We start from the raw sequence: 21,652 nt of genomic DNA, 5'->3' as shown, positions 1-21,652 counted from the left end.
CCTCGGGGCAACCCGCGCAAACGTTGTTGCGCAAATACCCATCTCGCGCTGCTTCGGCTTCGGCTCCGACGTTTCCGGCGCGTGCCGCAGGGTCCGGACTCGGCCATTGCGCAACTTCTTGTCGCGGAACCTGGGCATTGACACAGTTGGGGTGGCGCGGACGACCGTGCCGGCCGCCGAGGGAGTCACCATGCCGCGTTCGTCTTTCAACAGCGACTGGACGATCAAGTCGAAGGTGAGCATCTTCACCGAGCTGAACGACAATCCAGACGACCGAAGGGCCGTGACGCTGCCGCACGACGCGATGCTGGCGCTCGAGCGGTCGCCCGAATACGGACAGGGATCCGGCTACTTCGCCGGCGGCGCGGTCGAGTACCGCAAGGTCTTCCAGGCGCCGTTGGACTGGCGCGACCGCCGCGTGACGCTACAGCTTCAAGGCGTCTACCGAGACGCCGTCGTTCTCGTCAACGGAGCCTTCGCTGCGCAGCGGCCGAACGGCTACTCTGTCTTCTCGGTTCCGCTCGATCCATTCCTCCACTATGGCGCGGAGAACTCCGTCGTGGTCGAGGCTCGAGCGCACCAGGACTCCCGGTGGTACTCCGGCCTGGGCATCCACCGCGACACGGTTTTGTCCGTGACTGGACTCGCCCACCTCGCCACCGACGGCGTCCGGATCAGCACGCCCGAAATCGACGAAGACAAGGCGGTCGTGGCGATCAGCGCCAGGATCGTGAACGAGGACGTCGTCACGCGGACCCTCTCGGTGCACTGGAGAATTCTCGACGCCTTGGGTTCAGAGGTGACGACGACCTCATCGCCGCTCACAGTGAGGGCGGGGGAGTGCGCCGTCGTCCGCCAGCGCGCGTATGTCCCCTCACCGCGACTGTGGAGCGTGGCGAATCCGAACCTGTATCGTGCCGTGACCGAGGTCTGGGATCGCGATGAGCGGATCGACGACCTCGAGACCTCCTTCGGCATTCGGAGCCTCTCGCTCGATCCGATCGACGGACTCCGGATCAACGGCGAGGTCGTCAAGCTGCGTGGGGCTTGCATTCATCACGACAACGGCGTCCTAGGGGCCGCAGCCATCGGCCGCGCCGAGGAGCGACGCATCGAGATCCTGAAGCTAGCGGGTTTCAACGCGGTCCGCGCATCGCACAACCCGCTGAGCATCGCGATGATCGAGGCCTGCGATCGTCTCGGGATGCTCGTCATCGACGAGACGTTCGACATGTGGACGACCGCGAAGAACTCCTTCGACTACTCCCTCTCGTTCCCGGAGTGGTGGGAACGGGATGTCGAGTCACTCGTCGCGAAGGACTTCAACCACCCCAGCGTCATCGTCTACTCGATCGGCAACGAGGTTCTCGACGCCGGAAATCCCCACGGAGCGCGCTGGGGTCGTCGGCTGGTTGAGAAGGTTCGCGCGCTGGATCCGACACGCTACACGACGAACGCGGTCAGCGGGTTCGTCGGTACAATCACCGCGCTCCTCCCTGATCTCAAGAAGAGGGCCGGCGAGCTGCGCGGGAAGGTCGGCGTGAACGATCTGTTGGGCGAGTTGCACCACCTCTTCGACGAGCTCAGCCTTTCCGACCGAGTCACCGATATGACGGAGGAGACACATTCCGTGGTCGATGTCGTCGGACACAACTACGCCCCCAGCCGCTACACCGGTGACCTCGAGCGGTTCCCCCAGCGGGTCGTCCTGGGCTCTGAGACGCTTCCTAGAGACATCGACGAGCTGTGGAGCTTGGTCATCGAGCACCCGCACGTGATCGGGGACTTCACCTGGACGGGTTGGGACTACCTCGGCGAGGCCGGCCTCGGCAGTACCCGGTTCGACGACGAAGAGTTCGCTCCCTACCCCTGGCTCACGGCGTGGTGTGGTGACATCGACATCACCGGTCACCGTCGCCCGGCGTCGTACTATCGGGAGATCGTTTTCGGCCTTCGAGCCGAGCCGTACATCGCGGTGGACCGACCCCGGGGCACCGGCCGCGCGGCGCACGGTCTGGGCTGGGCGTGGACGGACTCACTTTCGTCGTGGGACCTGATGTTGGATGCCGGCGCTCCCGTGCACCTGGAGGTGTACAGCGCGGCGGAGGAGGTCGAGCTCATACTGAACGGCCGCTCGGTGGGCACTGCGCCCACCGGTCCCGCCCACCGCTTCCGTGCGGCATTCGATCTCCCCTACGAAGCGGGAGAGCTCGTCGCCATCGCCCGAAGCGGAGGCCGGGAGACAACGCGCACGATGCTCCGCTCCATCTCCGGGCCGATCGTCCTTCGCGCCACCGCAGATCGGTCCGCCATCCGCGCTGACGACCACGATCTTGCCTACGTGAGCATCGAGCTGCTCGACGCCGACGACACCATGGCCACATCCAGCGATATGACGGTGAATGTGACTGTCGACGGTTCCGGCATCCTGCAGGGGCTGGGAAGCGCCCGCCCCGACACGGAGGAGTCATTCCTCGCCGCTTCGACCACGACATTCGAGGGACGGGCCCTCGCGATCGTGCGACCCACCGGAGCGGGTGAGATCACCGTTACCGTGTCGGCCCCGGGCTTCGAGGACGTGCTCGTCACCGTCCGGGCTCATGAGAGCGACCCCGCTTTCGAAGTCCGCTGATGGTTGGAGCGCATGCTCGCCGCCTGAGCGCTTTTGCGCAAGCAGTCGCCGTCCACGGTGCGCTCCGTTTTGATAGGAGGGCACTGTCCACCCAGTTCACGCGTTGGGCGCCGCGCGCGATCCCCTCGGTGATGCTTCGTCATCATGGAGAAGCCGAATGCCCGCACTCGCTGTCTCGCACCGCAGCCACACCTCGACCGCGTCGATCCTCACCATCGCTGCCGGCCGGCCGCTGCACCCGGTCGTATTCATCATGGTTCTCGGCGGTCTCACCGCCCTCGGCCCGTTCACGATGGACCTCTACCTGCCGGCGTTTCCACTGATCGAGACAGACCTGCACACCACGACGACGATGGTGCAGATCACGCTCACCGCGACGGCGATCGGCTTGGGAGTGGGCCAGCTCGTCGTCGGACCCTGGAGCGACTCGATCGGCCGAAAGGTTCCCGTGGCCTTGGCGACGGGTTTGCACGTCGTGTCCAGCCTTGTGATCGCAATCGCTCCGACCATCGAGATCGTCGCGTTCGCGCGGTTCGGCCAAGGCTTCGGCGCCGCCGCAGGCGCGGTGGTGGCCGCGGCGATGATTCGAGACCTGTTCGGTGGCAAACGGCTGGTGCGGATGGCGGCGCGCATCGCCCTGATCAGCGGCCTCGCGCCGATCGTGGCACCGATCATCGGCTCTCAGCTCCTGCTCTTCACCGACTGGCGCGGGGTCTTCTGGCTGCTGGCGGGGTTCGGCGTCCTGGTGTTCACGGCCGTCACGATTGTGCTGCCCGAGACCTTGCCGCACACCGTGCGCGTCGGTTCGCAACGCCGATGGACCGACCGCGTCGCCGTACTCGCACGCGACCGGGTCTACATCGGCGCGGTGCTCGTCGGCGCGATGGTCTTCGCAGCGATCGTGAGCTACCTGTCCGCGTCTCCCTTCATCTTCCAGGACCGCTACGGCTTCTCCGAGCAGACCTTTGGGCTCGTCTTCGCTTTGAACGCCGTCGGGCTGCTCGTGGCGACGCAGGTCTCGGCGCGGCTCATGCGACGGTTCCGGCCCGCCAGCCTGCTGTGCGTTGCCCTCCCGGCCCTGGTTCTGAGCGGAGCGGGCTTCGTGGCGGTGGGCATTCTCGACGGCGGATGGTGGTGGGCCCTCGGGGCGTCGTCACTCTTGGTCGCGATTCACGGCTTCTGCGGCCCGTGCCTGAACGTCCTCATCCTCGCGCGCCACCAGCAGCAGAGCGGAACTGCCGTTGCCCTCGCCGGTTTCGTGAACTCCGTGGTGGGCGGCGTCCTTTCGCTGATGCCCGCGCTCCTCGGCGGGGTGAGTGTCCTCTCCCTCGGCGTGGTCGTCGCAGGCAGCGCCGTTCTCGGGCTGGTCGCACTGCTGATCGTCGTGCGTCCCTCATCCGTGCCGGAGCTGACGGCCGACTGATAGCAGGCTTGGGTCGTGCCCCAGCCCACACGTCCGCTCGAGTCAAGGAACCGATCGGGTCGACGATCGGACGATCAGATCAGTTGCCAGCTCGACACGCTCGTACGGCGGAGCATCGTGGTACCGCAGCTCTCGCACGAGTTCCACGGCGCGCGCGGCCATGGCCGTCAGCGGTTGGTTGACGGATGACAGGGGCGGAGATGCAGCGGCCGCCCGTGCCTCGTTGTTGAATCCCACTACGCCGATGTCGTCGGGGATTTTCCGCCCGAGCATGAATGCGACGCGGTACACAGCGAGAGCGATCTCGTCGTTGCAGGCGAACACTCCGATGGGTGAGGGGTCCGTTGCGAAGGGGCGAACCAACGCTTCGGTGAGAGGCGCTTGACTCCATTCCGAGTTCACGTGAGCAACCGTCGCACCCGGCCGATGCTCTTCGATGGCCGCTCGGAAGCCCTCCTCCCGCGCCCGTCCGAAGCGATACTGCGGCGTGCCCGTGACCACCGCGAAGCGGTCGTAGGCGCACTGCGCCAGATGAACGCCGGCGTCGTAGCCGCCCTGCCAGTCCGTCGTGCCGACACTCGGGAGCGCACCGCCCGGATCGGATCGGGGGTCGAGCAGCACCACGGGGATTCTCAGCCCCTGCAATTCAGCGAGTTGGCGCGCGGTCGGGGTGATGATGCCGATGATCACGCCCGATGGGCGGCGGGTGGCGACCCGAGTGGGCCAATCGTCACTGGGATCGGGACGTTCCAGGGTGAGCACCAGATCGAAGCCGGCCGCGAATGCCGCTTCTCGTGCCCCTCCGGTCATGGCATCCGTCCACGCGTCGTCAAAGCTGCCCAACACGAACTCGATGAGCCGCGGGTCGAGCGTCGTGGGACGCCCCCGACCGCCTCCCGCGCGTTCATACCCGAGGCGTTCCGCGGCGGCGACCACCCGACCCCGAGTCTCGCGCGATAGATCGCCTCGACCGGACAGCGCGCGAGAGGCGGACGCGACCGAAACGCCAGCGGCTTCCGCGACATCGCGGAGTGTCGGAGGCGCGTCGGCAGGCAACCTGGGCATAGGTCCTCCTTATTGCGCAAGCAGTCTAGACGTCGAGTCGATTATCTCCAGCGCATTCATTGTCCACTGGGACAGCGCGTTTGCGCAAAAAGATTGCTGCGCGTTGTCGCTTTGTGGCTGCGGACATAGTCTCCTTCATCAGACCCCGCCGCTACGTGCAGTGGCGGGCCACGTCGGTCCCGTCCGGCCAGGAGAGACCCATAAATGCCTTCGCATGCGCTACCGACCGCCGTCCGCTTCGAACACTTCGACGGCGACCGCGACGTACTCGGCATCGGCACTTCTCGGCCACGCCTGTCCTGGCAGATGCCGATGGCGGCCGCAGGCTTCGTCCAGGTGTCGTACGAGATCGAGATCGATCGTTCCGGCGCCATCGACACGTTCGCGGTCGAGTCGGCGGATCAGGTGCTCGTGCCGTGGCCGGCCGCTTCCCTGAAATCACGGGAGCAGGTCGGTGTACGCGTGCGTGTGCGCGGCCAGTCCGGTAATTGGAGTGGCTGGAGCAAACAGGTTCGCGCCGAGGCCGGACTTTTCGATCGCGGGGACTGGACGGCTCGGTTCGTCTCCCCACGCGACATCGGCGGTCTGGATCAGCCCGCTCCCGTCGTGTCGACGCAATTCGATGTGCCCGAGGGCGTGATGTCGGTCCGGCTGTATTCGACGGCGCACGGAATCTACGTAGCCGACCTCAACGGTGGGCGCGTATCGGAAGATCAATTCGCACCCGGCTGGACCGCCTATGACGCGCGGCTTCGCTACCAGGTGTACGACGTCACTGCTCTGGTGGCTCCCGGACGCAACACACTGACCGCCGTGCTCGGAAACGGCTGGTATCGCGGCCGACTCGGATACCTCGGCGACCGAGGGGTGTACGGCGATCGACTCGCCTTTCTTGCCCAGCTCGAGATCACGATGGCGTCCGGCGACGTGATCACGATCGCCACCGACGGCCGCTGGCGCAGCGCCGAGAGCGGCATCCTCGCGGACGACTTCTACAACGGCCAGACCACCGACCTGCGGCACCCGTTCACCGACATTGCCACGCACGACGTCGACGTCATCGAAACCGACCACTCTCTCCTGGTCGCCGCCGAAGGGCCGCCCGTCCGGACGACACAGGTGCTTCCCGCCCGAAGGGTGTGGCGGTCGCCGTCTGGGCGCACGCTGGTGGACTTCGGTCAGAACGCCGTCGGTCGGGTGCGGTTGCACGTCGGCGCGTCCACCGCGGGCCAGCAGATCCTCATCCGCCACGCAGAGGTGCTGGAGAACAACGAACTCGGGACGCGGCCCCTGCGGGCCGCCGAGGCGACCGACAGGTTCATCTTGAGCGGCCAGGGGAGCGAGATCCTCGAGCCGCTGTTCACGTTCCACGGCTTCCGCTACGCAGAGGTCACGGGCGTCGATGACCTAGAGGAAGCGGACATCGAACTCGTTGTCCTGGGCAGCGAGCTGCGGCGCAAAGGATGGTTCACCTCTTCAGATGCCGACCTCAACCAGCTGCATGAGAACGTCGTGTGGGGGATGCGGGGCAACTTCCTCGATGTGCCGACAGACTGTCCGCAGCGCGACGAACGGCTCGGGTGGACCGGCGACATCCAGATCTTTGCGCCCACCGCCTCCTTCTTATATGACGTCAGCGGCTTCCTCAGCTCGTGGCTCGCCGATCTGTCCGCGGAGCAGCTGCCGGACGGCACGGTCCCGCACATTATCCCGGACATCTTCAAGAGCGGCGTGTCTGCCTGGCCAGCGGCGGCATGGGGCGACGCGGCTACCGTGGTGCCCTGGGTGCTCTACGAACGCACCGGGGATCGCGGCATCCTCGAGCGCCAGTTCGACAGCGCCCGACAGTGGGTAGATGCGGTGCGGGATCGATCCGGATCCGACTTGCTCTGGCGCGGTGACCGTCAGTTCGGGGATTGGCTCGACCCGACCGCGCCGCCGGATGACCCTTTCCGCGCGAAAGCGGATCCTGACGTGGTGGCGAGCGCGCATTTCGTACGTTCCGCCGAAATCGTCGCCAGAATGGCAACGGTGCTCGGCCGCGCTCACGAAGAAGCGCTCTACTCTGACCTCGCTGCAGCAGCCCGCACGGCATTCATCCGGGCGTTCGTCGAACCCGGTGGCGCCGTTCACTCCGACTCGCAGACCGCGTATGCCATGGCGATCCTCTGGGACCTCCTCCCCGACGAGAAGGCGAGGGATGCCGCGGGGGAGCGCCTTGCCCAGCTCGTCCGAGACAGCGACTGGCGCATCAGCACGGGATTCGTCGGCACGCCGCTGGTCTGCGACGCGCTCGAGATCACCGGTCACATCGACGACGCACATCGACTGCTGTTCCAGTCCGAGCTGCCATCCTGGCTCTACCCCGTCCGGATGGGCGCCACCACCATCTGGGAACGGTGGGACAGCATGTTGCCCGACGGCACGATAAACCCGGGCGAGATGACCTCGTTCAACCACTACGCGCTGGGCGCGATCGCAGACTGGATGCATCGCAGCGTAGCCGGTCTCGCTCCCGCCGCACCGGGATACCGCGCGATCTCCGTCCGGCCACACCCACCCGCGCAGCTCGACTTCGCCGAAGCCCGACACGGCACTCCCTATGGCGAAGCGATCGTCCGATGGCACCGCACGCACGTCGGCATCGAACTCGCGGTCACCGTACCCGTCGGTACCACCGCCGTTATCGAACCGCCCGGCACCGACGAGATCCACCGCGTCGAGGCCGGCGTCCACCGCTACACCTTGCCGAACAGGAAAGCGCATCGATGACCGCCAGCGAACCTCAGGTCGCGGTTCCCGGACCGCAAGTCGTGACACACGGCAGCGGCGCGGTCCGCCCCATCATTTCGGGCTTTCATCCCGATCCGACCATCTGCCGGGTCGGGGAGGATTACTACCTGGCGACGTCGAGTTTCGAGTACTTTCCCGGAGCGCCGATCTTTCACAGTCGCGATCTGGTCAGCTGGCGGCAGATCGGCAACATCCTTGACCGGCGGTCCCAGTTCCGGCTCGGCAACGGCGGGCCTTCGACCGGCATCTACGCCGGCACACTGCGGCATCACGGCGGACGATTCTGGTTCATCACGACGAACGTGAGCGAATTCGGCGAAGGGCACCTGCTTGTCCACGCCGAAGACCCGGCCGGCCCATGGAGCGAGCCGATCCTCATCCCCGAAGCGATAGGAATCGACCCTGACCTCGCGTGGGACGAGGACGGTACGTGCTACCTCACTTGGCACGTGCTCGATTTCACCCGCGGCGGATATGGCATCCGTCAGGCGCCTATCGACCTCACCACCGGTCGCTTCCTGGAGCCCGCCTACCCGGTATGGCAGGGGAGCGGCATGTCCGCCGCCGAGGGTCCGCATCTGTACCGGATCGGCGAGTACTGGTACCTCGTCCTCGCTGAGGGAGGGACCGAACGAGGCCACTCAGTCACCGTCGCTCGGGCGTCCAGTCCGCGCGGTCCGTTCGAGGCGTGTCCGCGGAACCCCGTCTTCACCCACCGCAGCAGCATTCACCCGGTCCAGAATGTCGGCCATGCCGATCTCGTGCAGGCCCCCGACGGCGACTGGGCGGCCGTCTACCTCGGCGCGCGCACCCGTGGCTCGACCCCGGGCTTCCACGTGCTCGGGCGGGAGACCTTTCTCGCCGGTGTCGACTGGTCAGACGGCTGGCCTGTCTTCGATGAAGCAAGATTCGACGTTCCCGAAGCGGATTCGGGATTCACAGACCGATTCACTCATCCGCGCCTCGACCCGCGGTGGGTCGTACCGGGTGGCGAGCCCAGCGCCGTCGCCTCGATCGACGCCGACGGCCTCCGGCTGCTCGTTCCAGAGCGAGGTACGGCTCTCCTGTGTGCTCGCGTGCGGGACCTCGCCTGGTCAGCCGATGTCGTACTCCACGGTTCGGGACGGTTCTCTCTGCGTGTGGACGAACGCCATTGGACAGGACTCACCTATGACGGCAAGAAGGTGGTGGCGGAAGTACGAATCGGTCAGATGCACCAGGTGCTCGCCACAGCCGATGTGCCGCCCGGCGAGGTGACGCTCCGCATCCAGTCGACCACGCCTCTTTCTCCGCCTGTCCCGATCGGCAACGCCGGGCCCGACGACATCGTCCTGTCCCTACTCCGCCTCGACCGCAACCAGGAACTCGCTCGACTGGACGGGCGCTACTTCTCGACCGAAGTCGCGTCCGGATTCACGGGACGAATGCTGGCGTTGAGTGCCGTGCGAGATGACAGCCGAGTGCGCCAAGTCAGCTACCGCCCCACGATTTCTGTCGTTGACTAATAGGAAGGATCAATGATGGCAACTTTCCACTCACGCTCCGCACTCAAGGATGTGCTTGCTCAGGCAGATTCGCGCGCTGTCGTCGGAGAGATCGCACCGGAAGTGCTCGACTCGCCTTTGGCGAGCGGCGATTCCTTTCCCCTCCGGTCGATTCTGGGCGTGATTCTGGAGCCTTCGGACCCCCGTATCGCGCAACTCCTGGGTCACCTGACCCAGATCGAGGATCTGACCCCACGCCCACAGGAAGTCTCGCCGATCGTGCCGCCCGCTGATTACGAGAGCGCGGAGACCGCGCGAGCGAGCGCCTCGGTGCTTCTCCCGTCCGGTGCCTCCGCGAACCGGATGCTGGAAATCGCCATCGCCGGCCCGTCGCACGGCAACCCCTTCACCGACGTCGAGCTGACAGCCCGATTCTCTAGGGCCGGCCAGAGCGTCGACGTGGGCGGGTTCTACGACGGCGACGGACGCTATGCGTTGCGGTTCCTTCCCGCGGAGGCAGGGACGTGGGAGTTCGTCACGAAGTCCAACGCACGGTCACTCGACGGGTTGGCCGGCTCCGTCGAGGTCGCCCCGTCGGATGCTCGAGGTGCTGTCCGCGCCGACGGGTTCCACTTCTCGTTCGCCGACGGCACACCGTTCACTCCGATCGGCACCACTGCTTACGCGTGGACTCACCAGGACGACGCGCTCCAGCAGGAAACCCTCGACTCTCTCGCGAAGACATCATTCTCGAAGTTGAGAATGAGCCTGTTCCCCAAGCATTTCCTCTATAACGCGAATGAACCGGACCGGTTCGTCTTTCCTCGAACGCATGACGGCTGGGACCTGGAGCGTTTCGACCTGGCGTACTTCCGGACGCTCGAGCAGCGCCTCGAGCAACTCGCCGCCCTCGGAATCGATGCCGATCTGATCCTCTTCCACCCGTACGACCGCTGGGGCTTCTCTCATCTCGGAAAGGCGGCGGACGACCGGTACGTGAGCTATGTCGTGCGCAGACTCTCGGCATTTCCGAACGTCTGGTGGTCGCTCGCCAACGAATACGACCTGCTGCTCGACAAGAGCCCCGAGGACTGGGACCGAATCGGGCGGCTCGTGCGTACCAACGACCCCTACGGCCACCCGATCTCGATTCACAACTGGGTGGAGATCTGGGACTACGCATCCGAATGGGCGACCCACTGCAGCATCCAATGCGGAGAAGGCCTGGGCGGTCTGGTCCGTGAGTGGCGCCGGCGATTCAATAAGCCGGTCATCATCGATGAGTGCGGGTACGAGGGTGACCTCGATCAGGGATGGGGCTTCCTCACGGCCGAAGAGCTCGTCAGCCGTTCCTGGGCTGTCGCGATGAGCGGAGGCTACGTCACCCACGGTGAGACCTACTACTCCGACGACGAGACGGTGTTCTGGGCCAAAGGTGGACGGCTTCGCGGTGAGAGTCCAGCACGGCTCGCGTTCCTGGGACGGATCATCGAAGAGTCGCCCACCGGCCGGATCGACCCGTTGCCGTCGGACTTCGATGCCCAGCACGCCGGCGCGCGCGGGGAGTACCAGCTCATCTACTTCGGCGCCGGGCAACCCTCGTTCCGCAACGTTGTAATCCCGCAGGGTATGACGGCGCACGTGGATGTCATCGACTCCTGGAACATGACCGTCGAGCGACTTCCCGGCGAGCACAAAGGGACCGTCCGGTTCGATCTCCCGGGCCGCCCGTACTGCGCGCTGCGACTGGTGTCGGTGGATCGCTGATGGAAGCCGCACTGCGACGCCCGACAACTCTGAATCGGCTTCGGACGCACGTCCGCATCTGCGCTCGCTGGGTCACTCTGGGCCCCACGTTTCCGAGCTGTGCATAGGGACCAGCAGCTCTGCAGTTCTCTACAAGGGATAGACGGCCAGTTCCACTGTGGTGGGCGTTTCCTCGCCCGCCCGGGTTATGGAAGTCGTGCACAACAGCGCGACGCCGATTCCCTTCGAACTCTGGGCTGAGCTCGAGGAAGTTGTGAACTAGGGTGTGTCTCCTATATGGCGTAGCCAGGTGAGGATGGCGCTGAGGGTGACGGCGGCGCGGTAGGTGATCGCGAGCTTGTCGTAGCGGGTGGCGAGGGCCCGCCATTGCTTGGCGAGAGCGAACGAGCGCTCCACGACGTTGCGGCCGCGGTAGGCGTCGGCGTCCAACCCGGGCGGCCTTCCGCCGCGGCGGCCGCGGCGTTTGCGACCCGCGATCTGGTCGCTCTTCTCCCGAATGACGGCCCGAATGCCTCTGCGGCGCAACGCGGTCCGGGTCACCCCGGATGTGTAGGCCCGGTCGGCGATGACCGCGTCGGGGCGGGTCCGTGGACGTCCCGGACCAAGCCGGGGGACGTGGATCTCGGCGAGCACGTGAGCGAGCATGGCCCCGTCGTTGCGCTGCCCGCCGGTGATCACCATCGCCAACGGCCGGCCGCGACCGTCGACGGCCTGGTGGATCTTCGTGGTCAACCCGCCGCGCGAGCGTCCGATGCCGTGCCCGGCCGGTTCAACCTCGTGCCACGGCAGCTTCTTGTGATTCGATCCCGCCCCCCGTGTCCTGCTCGGGGCGGGTCGTGTTCGTCGCATGTTGATGCGCACGCGCGATCGTCGCGTCCACCGACACCGACCAGTCGATCTTCCCTGCCGCGTCCGCGTCGGCCAGGATCCGCACCAGTACCCGATCCCAGGTGCCGTCACCGGCGTATCGGCGGTGCCGCTTCCACACCGTCTGCCACGGCCCGAACTCCTCCCGCGGCAAGTCCCGCCACGGGATTCCCGTCCGGTACCGGTACGCGACGCCCTCAACCACGCGGCGACTGTCACCGAACGGGTGGCCGCGCCGGCCCTCATTCGAGGGCAACAACGGCGCGATCCGCTCCCACTGCTCGTCCGTGAACACTCGATGCCGCGAATCCGCTCTCACCCAATCAGACTGCCGCGGACCTCACCATCCATATGGGAGACACGCCCTAGTCAACCCCGTACGGGATGCTCGCTACGCGCCCGATGATGGTGATGCTGGCCAGGACCCAGCGCTATGGTTTCGCGGCCATGTCGGACCCGGGCGGTGCTGTCCGGGGGCACGTCAATGTCAATGTCAATGCCTTCGGCGGTGCGCCTCCACGCGAGGGCTGCCTCGCCGGCGGGTGTGATGTGCCGGATGCTGGCGCGGGCGACTCGCGGGTCGTCAACAGGATCGATGTCAATCACCTCCCAGCCTGGTGCCGCCGCGCGCATGCCTCCGACTCTCTGGTGCACCCAACTCAGCGCGCCGCCGAGAAAGTAGTGGTTGCGAGACCGGGCGCTGGCGTCCCACGCCTCCATGAGGGTCTGCTCGCCGGCCGCGTACCAGGCTCCCCACCCCGGCGCGCTCTGCTGGGTCAGTACGTCCAGCGCGAGGTCATCGCGGTTGATCAGGCTGAGTGCATCCGGAAGGTAGCGTGCACCCACTGCGCCGGTGTCGAGGTGACCTAGGGTTCTCTCCTCTATGTCCGCGGCCAGGCTTTGTGCGACGCTGGCCCGGCATCCTTCTGGTACGACGTCGAACAGGAGCGGCAGTGCGTTCATCGTCTGCCGGTACCCGGCATGCCCAGCGGTGTAGAACCCTAGCTCAGGATCGAAGTAGCCCGAGTGATATGCCTTGGCTGTGCGGCGGGCGGCGCTGGCGAAATGATTCGCCGTGTCAGCAGCTCCCAGGGTGCTCATGATCTTGGCAGCGTGCTGCAGCACCGTGACCATCATGAGCGTTCCCGTCGGCGCCGTCCCTTCCGGAGGGATTTCGTAGCCGGGTGCCAACCAGTCGCCCCAGCTTCGAGAGGGCCACACGCCGTCCCCGGCGATGCGGATCAGTGCCTCCGCATACCTCTCCACCATCGTTGCGGCTTGCTGCAGGTGCTCTATATCGCCGTACTCCCAGTACAACTGCCAGGGGATGATGACGGCGGACCCGCTCCACGCGGGATCGGCGGCTTCCCCGAATCCCGGGGACGGGACGATCTGGGGGATTGACCCGTCGAGGCTCTGGGAGTCCGCGTGGTCCTGCATCCACTTTCCGAACAGCGCCCGCCCATCCACATGCTGCAAGGAGGCTTCCATGGCCAACATGGCATCGGCGGTCCACCCGTTCTTCTCGTACACCGGGGTGTCCGTGGGGTATCCCTGGAGATTGTTCAGGAGCGTTCTCCTGAAAGCCGCGTCTGCCCACCGCAACACCGGCTCGTCGGTCTCGAACGTGCCCGCCTGTGCGACGTCCGTGTGCATCACGACTGCGACGGGCGCCGCGGCCGACGAGTCGCCGTGGGTTTCGACTTCCACCCACCGGAAGCCGCGGTACCCGAACTTCGCCGACCAGCCGGCCACCGCTGCGGCCGTGTGGAAAGTGTGGGTGTCAAGCTGCGGCACGTCAGCCACGAGGGGGTTGTGCACCGTCACCCGACCTTCAGACGAGACGTTCTCGCCGTACCGAACAGAAACGCTGCTGCCCGGCGGGCCCTGGATATCGACGATCACCTTGCCTGCCACAACAGTGCCGAAGTCGTACAGAGTGCGCTCAGCGGCAGAGGACCGAGCCGAGGCGGGCGAAATGCGCCGGATCTCCCGGACCGGCGGGAGGGCCGCGGGGGTGAGGGTGCCGCTGGGCCCGGAGACGACGGTGGCGGTCTGCCAGTCAGGCTTGTGCGCACTGGAGACGGAGTGCTCGCCGCCGTACAGCGTCTCTCGCAGTGTGGAACCAATCGCTGCTTCCCACTGGCGGCTGGTCCCGTCGCTGTGAATGCGATCGCGATCCTGCCACTGGAGAAGAAGGCGCGTCATCGGCTCGGCGTGCCACGGGGCGACGTGCCAACCCCACACGTTGGCGCCGCGCGCTCCGAACATTCCGCGGCCTGCCTCTACCTCGATGGTGTTGCGTCCTAGCCGCAGAAGATGCTCGACGTTCCAGGTCCGATACAAAACGCGAGCGGTATAAACCGTAGGAGCAGGGTCGAGCATTTCCGGTCCGACCGGAGTGCCATTGATGGTGATGATGCCGTTGCCCAGGATGGTTCCTGAAAGAAAGGCGTCAGAGGCGCGCCGGCTCATCGTGAACCGTCGCCGGAAGACGGGATTGGGGGAGGGGTCGGTCTCCACGGCCATACAGCGTGTGCCAGGCGCGGGCGCCCCACCGATGAGCGCAGTGCCAAGGATCGGCAGTGGCGAAACTCCGTCGTCGCCGGCCGTGGCCGCGCGCCTCCGTCGGTACCAGCCCAGGCTTCCATGCGTCACGGTCAGCCGCAGTTCGTAACTGCCCGCCGGCGCCGGCGGGTTGATCGGAACGAAGTGGAGGTGACGATCCCACATGTGCTGCGGACCGTCGACGGTGCGACTGGCGACGATGCGGCCCGTGGTGGAGATGACATCCAGCGTGAACCCGACGTCGGCGAGCAGCGGTCCTGTCAGGTCTGCGTGGACTGCGCTGAAGGGGCCTTCGGCCGTGAATACCTGTCCCAGATTCGAGTCCTGCGCCCAGTCGATCTCGTCTCGTTGCGTTTCGCGGAGGGCTCGAGAAGCGGCTGGGGTCGGAAGGGCGATCCACTCTGAATGCAACCCACTCTCGAAGGCCCGTGCATTGGTCTCAGCGGTCAGCATCTCCGGCGGCTCGGCGCGGCGCGGGCGGTGGACTGATGCGCGGTGAGTCATGGTTGTCCTCGGCGCGTCTGCGTTTCGGGGGATGAGAGCGGCGTGATTCGGCTGACGTCCGTCGTCTTCGTAAGCAACTGCCCCGGCTATCCGAGTGCGTCGCGAAGAGCGTTGATGACGCTGATGCCGCGCTCCATGTCGACGAGCCGATTCGTCACGTACGCGAACCCGACCCGGGCATCCAGGTCGGCGAATGCCACCTGTCCGCCGGCACCGTCGTGGCCGAATGAGGCGTGGCTCAGGTATGGGTCCCATCCCGAGGGAATCATCACGCCCGCGCCCCATGCCTGGTAGGGCGGCGGGCCGCTGTCGAAGAACGGGGTTCCCACGCTGCGTGGCTGGGCGAAAGCTCGAGCCGTCTCCGTGTTCCACAGCCGGACTCCACGGGTTTCCGCGACGGTTGCAGACCAGATGCGAGCAAGCCCGGTGGCGCTGGATATCCCTCCGGCTCCGCCGATCTCTGCGGCATGCAGTTCGCGATGGTTGAATCCCAATCCAGGCGCCAGGAGGTTCTGCGGCAGGGCGCCACCGAGGGTGACCGCGCGTTCCAGCCAGGTCAGGTCGGGGTTCGTGTCGGCGGGCGGCGCAGGTGGGGCAGGCTGACCCTCGATCATGTAGGCGACTCGCGGCTCGTGTTCGACCGGAAGTCCGATCCATGTGTCGGCCTGGAGCGGCCGCGCGATCTCGTCGGCCAAGAACTCGCCGAGCGAACGGCCCGACAGGCGAGAGATTATCTGAGCGCTGATCGCTCCCACGGTGACCGCGTGATATTGGTGTGAGGTTCCCGGCTTCCAGAACGGCTTCTGCTCGGCGATGATGCGAGCAAATGCCGCACCGTCGAGGAGCTCCGCGATCGTGACGTCTGTTGTGGGCGCCGAAACGCCAGCGCGGTGTGCGAGGGCGTCGCCGACCGAGACGCGGCCCTTGCCGTGCGCAGCGAACTCCGGCCAGATCTCCGCGACGGGGATCTCGAGTGAGGTTAGAACTCCGGACTGGAGCAGACGTCCGATGGCGATCGCGGCCAGACCCTTGGTACAGGAGAAGACGACCGCGAGCGTATCGGGCTGCCACGCGTCGCCGGTGCGCACATCGGCGGTACCGCCTCGCGCCTCGATCACCGGCTGCCCGTCCAGCCACACCGACAGCGCCGCGCCGCTTCGATCCGTTTCGTCGAGCGTCTTGGTGAACGCGTCGATGACCGGGGCGAAGCGGCTCTCCGCCAGCAGGTCCACCGTGGTGCCGTGCGTCATGGGCATTGTCTCCTCATTCTGGGTGCTTGCGCGTGTTGTCGGGGAGCCAAGGCGGCCGCCGCACAAATCTTCGTGCCGCGGCCGCCATGCCTCTTTCAGTCAGGCACGCGCCGCGATGACCTCGGTCTCACTCGTCTTGCCGGAGTTGTCCGTGGCGCGGTATTCGAGAACCGCCTTGGAGTCGGTCAGCTTGACCGGTCCGGTGTACGTCTGCCAAGCGGACGGCGCAGCGCCGGGCTTCTTGATGATGCGGTACTCGATGGAGGCCACTCCCGAGTAGTCGTCGGTTGCATCCAGAATCACTGTTCGGCCTGTGGACCTCTCGGAGGTGACGACAGGTGCGGTGCCTTCGTGCACGACAATGCGAACCCGGTCCAGATTCAGGAGCTGGGCGTTGGGATCCCCGATGTTGCCGTTGCGGTTCGCGGCTACCTGCGCGCCGGCGAAAACGGTGCCGACGGTCGTGTAGGTGTGCGTGGCAGTGGTCGTCACCTCGTTCGCGGGGTCTCCGAAGGGTACGTCTTCGAAAGCCCCGATCCCGAGATAGTCGAACCAGGTCTGCACTACCTTGCCAAGGCCATCGGGTGCGTCGGCGGTGAGCATAAAATTCACGGACTGACCGGTCTCGACTTCGGCCCGATCCGCGCCGTTGATGGTCAGGGCCGCGGTGGGCTGAATTCCGCCGTGAGTGTCGGCGTCCTCCAAGCGGACGACGACCTGCGAGTCCTTCATGTCATACTCCGTGGATGCGGGCGCAGGGACGCCCTCCTCGACCCAGCTCGCCATGTCCCGAAGAGCTTGCTCGATGATCCCGTTATAGTCGACGAGACTTGCCGCGCGATCTCCGACGGTGCCGGGCAGATTGTGGTCGGCCCGATCGTTGAAGTAGACCCGGTATGAGTCGGCCGCGGCGGCGCCAAGGCTCTGTTCGACGCGCTTGCGGTACCAGTCGGTGTGCAGCGGCAGTGCGTCGACGTCGTACAGGTTGGACACGACGATGACCTTGCCGTTGACCGAGCCGTCGAACGCCGTGTCGCCTGCCACCGCATTGAAGCGCGGTGGTTCGAAACGCTCAACGGCGCGCTGCGGGTAGAGCGGGGTGCCGTCCGCCTTGCGGAACTGGTCCAGCGCGATCCATCCCTGGTCTGCTGTGGGGAGCTGGTAGCGGTACGCGAAGCGCTTTGCGATGTTCCAACGGTGTCCCAGGGTGTCGCCCATCTCCACCAATTCGGCACGGACCCTTGCACCGAGTGCAGAGTTCTCGGTACCGAGATATCCTGCCGCATTCCAGAAGTCATCGACGTAAGTGGGGTCATAGGTCAGGGGTGCGTCCGAGTCCAGCCCGGCGCCGTAGAACCTGCTGTCGTTGCCCAACAGGTAGTCGGGGTTCTCCCACGCTTTCCAGGGGATGCCGAGCAGGTGCAGTTCCGTCAGCATGGCCCGCTCGGCCTCATCGAGGGTCGCGTATGGGTCGCCGCTGCCGCCGGGCAGCAGAGCATCTCGGATCTCCGCGGCCTTATCAGTGAGGATCAGTTCGGCCGCTGATCGGCCATTCGTGGGGTAGCTGTTGGGCTGCGGCACCGCCTGAACGACCGGCACGAAGCCTTGCCAGACGCCCTTGACGTTCTCAGCGGCGCCGACCGTCTGAAGGGAGCCGCCGCTCAGCCCGTACAGGTAGCCGAAGATTTCCCGGTCGGTCCCGTAGTAGTCCTTCGCGACCTGCTCGGCGAACTTCGCAGCAGCAGCCGCGTGCCGGTAGCCCAAGGACAGGAAGGTGTTTCCGGCCTGCACGGTGTAACCCCCGCTCGCGAAGCCGAATTCGATCGCCCGGTCTTTGGCTTGCGACAGGTTCTCTCCCGGCGTGAAGGTGATGGGATACGTGTACTGGAAGAAGCGCCCCTCCCACTTGTCCTTGTCGGCTTCGGGGTGCAGGTAGATGTTGAACTGAATGTTCGTGCCCTCGAAGTGACCCGAGACGCGGTGGTGAGGGACGGGCGCCGTCTCGTCGGTCTCGGCATCGATCACTGGCTGCGTGTACAGAGGATCGATGCAGTCGGCGCTGATCTGCCAGGCGCCGCGCGCGTCGGGCGCACACTGCTGAGGTTCGACCGCCACTGCGGGTGAGCCGGTGAAACCGGCAGCGACGAGCGCGACCATGATCCCGGCGATGACGGCGAAGGGCCGCCGGTGTGTGGGTCCAGCCGCCCACGTTGTGCGGGGCGGGAGGTTTGCCTGGTTCACGTTGATTCAACTTCCTCGTTGACGGTAGAAACACCCGCGCCGCATCGGAAGGATTCCAACAGGCGGAACCCCTTTCTGGCAGGGGTTTGTTGATCGTATTTCTCGACCTATTCAGTGGCAACCGTTCCGCTCCGCCTTGCGCAAAAACAGCGCCGATTGAAGTGTCCCGTCGCAGGCAGAGTCGAGAATGTCTTCACTGATGTGCGACCGTCGCCGCGCTCGAGCCGGTTCACGTGGGGTCTATCTTCCCGCCGAAGCCGTATGGACGGACCGGGCCAGTGGCGACAGTTACGATGACGGACGAACGCTCACTGTTCCCACGCCGATCTGACGATTCAGGTGTTTGCGTTAGGTGAAGTCCTGCGAGAGCCCATCGTCAGCATGTTGGTAACACACGAAGACCCGCATGGATAGGAGAACACATGAGCACTCGCAACGACACCCGCGAGCCGGTGCATGCGGGCTATCTCTACGTGCATTTCAAACGTGAGACTGAGAACGGGGAGCAGATCTACTTCGCACTGAGCGACGGCGACGATCCCTTGCATTTCGAGGACCTCAACGACGGCCGCCCCGTTCTCTACTCCACGCGGGGCGAGCGCGGAGTCAGAGATCCGCACATCGTGCGGTCGCCGAAGGGCGACCGGTTCTATCTCGTCGCGACGGATCTGCGCGTCTATAGCAGTGACGACTGGGAGCGCCTCCAGCGACACGGCAGCCGCTCCATCATGATCTGGGAGTCGCAGGATCTCGTCGACTGGGGAGAGGGCCGCCTCGTCGAGGTCGCACCTCCGGAGGCCGGCAACACGTGGGCTCCGGAGTCCATCTGGGACCCGGAACAGCAGGCATACCTCGTGCACTGGTCCTCGACGCTCTACGACAACCCGGAGCACGAGGGTCAAAGCTACAACCGCATTATGTATGCCACCACGCGCGATTTCCGCTCCTTCTCGGAACCCCGAGTATGGATCGACCGGGGGTGGCAGACGATCGATGCTACCGTCACCGAGCACGACGGCCTCTACTACCGCTTTGCCAAAGATGAGCGTCCCCGCGGCGAAGGCGCACCCCATGGCAAGTCCGTCTTCTCCGAGACCTCTACATCATTGGCAGCGCACGGCTGGACCCCCCTGGCCGAGGGCATCGGTCTGGGTGCGATCAGCCAAGGCGAGGGTCCACTGGTCTATAAGTCGAACAGCGAGCAGAAATGGTTCCTCTGGATCGACGAGTTCACTCCGGAGCGTCGATACGTGGCATTCGAGACCACCGACCTGGCCAGCGGCGAATGGACCCCTTCACGGGACGTCCGACTGCCGCGCGATCCATGTCATGGCGTCGTGCTGCCGGTTACCGCAGACGAGTATCACCGGCTCAGCTCCGCCTGGACAGACGCCCCGCGACGCTAGAGCGCCGGTGGGAGTCGTGCCTCAACGATCCGGCGCGCCCGTACATGAGGCCTATGAAGACCTGGGCGGCATGGGACCTTGAAGCCGTTACCCCTGCGAGCTTCATGAGCGTGCTGTCAGTATGGTGGCGGAAGCGTACCCGAGTGTCTCAGCGAGTACGCCGCGACTCCCTGTGGCTAACATGCTCGAGATCGGGGCTCCGGGGTATCGCTGCGGAGAGTCGGCAGTCGACCGCGTGCATCGCCCGCGGGGCGCGGGAGCGATCACCGACGGGCGGGTGCGGGACACCAGGCAGGTGCGCGAGCTCGGGTTCCCCGTTGTGTCCGCGGGAACAATTCCCTACGACAGCATGGGTGGCCACGAGCTCGCCGAGCATCGGGTACCGTGCTCGATCGACGGTGTCCGCATCGAGCCGGGCGACTTCATCGTTGCTGACTCCGACGGGGCCGTGGTTGTTCCTGCAGCCCTCGCCCGAGACGTGGTCGATGCTGCGTTCGCGACGCGTGCCAGCGAAGTCGAATTCCGCAGCGCCGTAGCGAACGGGATGCCCGCAACCGAAGCGTTCCGCCCTTTCAGCGTCCTCTGAGTCGAACACCGGTGGCCGTCGGAATGAGCCTCGCCCTTGACACGACCGGTGCGGGGGACAGCTTCAATGGTGCGTACCTCGCTTCGCGACTGGCCGGGATCGACCCGTTGAAGTCCGCGCGGCTCGGCAACAGTGTCGCCGGAGAGGTTGTCGCACAACCCGGCGCGATAATTCCAGTCGCCGCTATGCCACCACTTTCGGAGGAGATATGACGACGGAACTGCTTCCCCTCGCCGGCCGACGCGCCCTCATCACGGGCGCGAGCGCCGGAATCGGCGCGGCGATCGCCCGTGCATTCCATCGTGCCGGCGCGACCTGCGTACTTCACGGCCGAGACCAGTCGAGGCTCGAACAGGTCGCCGCCGACTTGGACGCGCGCATCATCGTGGCAGACCTCACTGACCGCGATGCTCCGCAGCGTGTGGGAGCAGAAGCGGCGAAGCTCGGCGGGCTCGACATTGTCGTGAACAACGCGGGTTTCGAGGTGGACGCCACGGTGGCCGAACTCGGCTCCGATCTGTTCGCGGCGCTGCTCGAAGTGAACCTGATCGCGCCTGTTGCGCTGCTCCGCGAATGTCTGTCTGCGCTGAGGGCGAGCGGTGCCGCGTCGGTGATCAACATCACCTCCATCCACGAATCGGTCCCTGTCGCGGGCAACGGCGGCTACGCCGCCGCCAGGGCCGGCCTTGCTTCCCTGACACGGACAGCCTCCGTCGAGTTGGGGCCAGACGGCATTCGGTTGGATAGCATCGCGCGAGGGGTCATCGCGACGAGCATGAATCGGGACAAGATCGCCGAGGTCGGCGAGGACCGGTTTGCCGAGTGGATCCCGCTGGGGTACGTCGCCGACGTCGACGATGTCGCTGACGTCGCGGTGACCTGGCGAGCCTCGCCGCGCGGTACATCACAGGAACGTCCGTCGTCGTCGACGGTGGGTATAGCAACCACCTCGTGAGGTACACGGAAACCTGGTCCCGGCGAGCGCCTAATCGACTCTGCGCGGTCTGGAAGCAGCAGGGAAGCAAGGGTTGTGATCATCGCCTCGGAAGCCGCCCGGGCCGTCGCG

Annotated in this window: 14 protein-coding genes; 9 read left to right on the top strand and 5 right to left on the bottom strand. The window is 65.8% G+C overall.

Features of this window, described 5'->3' with window-relative positions; genetic code table 11:
• Window positions 1-151 precede the first annotated feature (151 nt).
• Together MJ607_RS14450 and MJ607_RS14445 are read left to right on the top strand one after the other, a co-directional pair.
• Window positions 152-2,632 (top strand): glycoside hydrolase family 2 TIM barrel-domain containing protein, encoded by a 2,481-nt coding sequence (locus tag MJ607_RS14450; RefSeq protein WP_243076311.1) that lies wholly within the window; start codon window positions 152-154, stop codon window positions 2,630-2,632.
• A 157-nt stretch (window positions 2,633-2,789) separates the two neighbouring features.
• Window positions 2,790-4,055 carry a multidrug effflux MFS transporter gene (locus MJ607_RS14445; protein WP_243076310.1) on the top strand — a complete coding sequence of 422 codons (1,266 nt, stop codon included), beginning with the start codon at window positions 2,790-2,792 and terminating at the stop codon, window positions 4,053-4,055.
• Window positions 4,056-4,097: 42 nt separating this feature from the next.
• Here MJ607_RS14445 and MJ607_RS14440 read toward each other — a convergent pair whose 3' ends face one another.
• Complete coding sequence (locus MJ607_RS14440; RefSeq protein WP_279234722.1) at window positions 4,098-5,120, bottom strand: LacI family DNA-binding transcriptional regulator; 1,023 nt, start codon at window positions 5,118-5,120, stop codon at window positions 4,098-4,100.
• Window positions 5,121-5,324: 204 nt separating this feature from the next.
• On the opposite strand from MJ607_RS14440, the gene MJ607_RS14435 reads away from it, so the two are divergent.
• From MJ607_RS14435 to MJ607_RS14425, 3 genes are read left to right on the top strand one after another with little or no spacing between them, the layout of a single operon-like run.
• Entirely contained in the window at window positions 5,325-7,892 is a 2,568-nt protein-coding gene (locus MJ607_RS14435) for an alpha-L-rhamnosidase (RefSeq protein WP_243076308.1), read from the top strand.
• On the top strand, window positions 7,889-9,418 hold the full coding sequence (locus MJ607_RS14430) for a glycoside hydrolase family 43 protein (RefSeq protein WP_243076307.1): 1,530 nt from the start codon (window positions 7,889-7,891) through the stop codon (window positions 9,416-9,418). The genes MJ607_RS14435 and MJ607_RS14430 overlap by 4 nt, the downstream gene beginning before the upstream one ends.
• Window positions 9,419-9,433: 15 nt before the next feature.
• Entirely contained in the window at window positions 9,434-11,164 is a 1,731-nt protein-coding gene (locus MJ607_RS14425) for a DUF5605 domain-containing protein (protein WP_243076306.1), read from the top strand.
• Window positions 11,165-11,422: 258 nt separating this feature from the next.
• Here MJ607_RS14425 and MJ607_RS14420 read toward each other — a convergent pair.
• The 4 genes from MJ607_RS14420 to MJ607_RS14405 form a co-directional block, all read right to left on the bottom strand.
• Window positions 11,423-12,350, bottom strand: a protein-coding gene (locus MJ607_RS14420; protein ID WP_243076305.1) for an IS5 family transposase whose coding sequence is annotated in 2 segments (ribosomal slippage) — window positions 11,423-11,977 and window positions 11,979-12,350 — 927 coding nt in all. Because the reading frame shifts where the segments join, the coding sequence is not laid out codon by codon here.
• Between the two features lie 50 nt (window positions 12,351-12,400).
• Window positions 12,401-15,103 carry a family 78 glycoside hydrolase catalytic domain gene (locus MJ607_RS14415; RefSeq protein WP_243076304.1) on the bottom strand — a complete coding sequence of 901 codons (2,703 nt, stop codon included), beginning with the start codon at window positions 15,101-15,103 and terminating at the stop codon, window positions 12,401-12,403.
• Between the two features lie 86 nt (window positions 15,104-15,189).
• Window positions 15,190-16,353, bottom strand: a complete 1,164-nt coding sequence (locus MJ607_RS14410) for a serine hydrolase domain-containing protein (RefSeq protein WP_243076303.1) — start codon at window positions 16,351-16,353, stop codon at window positions 15,190-15,192.
• 99 nt (window positions 16,354-16,452) lie between these two features.
• Window positions 16,453-18,594 (bottom strand): OmpL47-type beta-barrel domain-containing protein, encoded by a 2,142-nt coding sequence (locus MJ607_RS14405; RefSeq protein WP_243076302.1) that lies wholly within the window; start codon window positions 18,592-18,594, stop codon window positions 16,453-16,455.
• A 422-nt stretch (window positions 18,595-19,016) separates the two neighbouring features.
• Between MJ607_RS14405 and MJ607_RS14400 the strand changes: the two genes are divergently transcribed.
• From MJ607_RS14400 to MJ607_RS14390, 4 genes are all read left to right on the top strand, one after another.
• The gene (locus tag MJ607_RS14400) at window positions 19,017-20,000 is read left to right on the top strand and encodes a glycoside hydrolase family 43 protein (RefSeq protein WP_243076301.1); all 984 of its coding nucleotides are present in this window, start codon (window positions 19,017-19,019) and stop codon (window positions 19,998-20,000) included.
• Between the two features lie 181 nt (window positions 20,001-20,181).
• Window positions 20,182-20,586, top strand: coding sequence for an RraA family protein (locus MJ607_RS14395; RefSeq protein ID WP_243076300.1), 405 nt, complete (start codon window positions 20,182-20,184; stop codon window positions 20,584-20,586).
• 23 nt (window positions 20,587-20,609) lie between these two features.
• Complete coding sequence (locus MJ607_RS20330; RefSeq protein ID WP_374238062.1) at window positions 20,610-20,798, top strand: PfkB family carbohydrate kinase; 189 nt, start codon at window positions 20,610-20,612, stop codon at window positions 20,796-20,798.
• The gene (locus MJ607_RS14390; protein WP_243076299.1) at window positions 20,795-21,541 is read left to right on the top strand and encodes an SDR family NAD(P)-dependent oxidoreductase; all 747 of its coding nucleotides are present in this window, start codon (window positions 20,795-20,797) and stop codon (window positions 21,539-21,541) included. Before MJ607_RS20330 ends, MJ607_RS14390 begins: the two co-directional genes overlap by 4 nt.
• Window positions 21,542-21,652 lie beyond the last annotated feature (111 nt).

Origin of the sequence: Microbacterium sp. SS28, assembly GCF_022761035.1 — a bacterium.
Classification (GTDB): domain Bacteria; phylum Actinomycetota; class Actinomycetes; order Actinomycetales; family Microbacteriaceae; genus Microbacterium.
The sequence above is the reverse complement of the archived record's forward strand: the minus strand, read 5'-3'. Positions and strand labels throughout refer to the sequence as shown.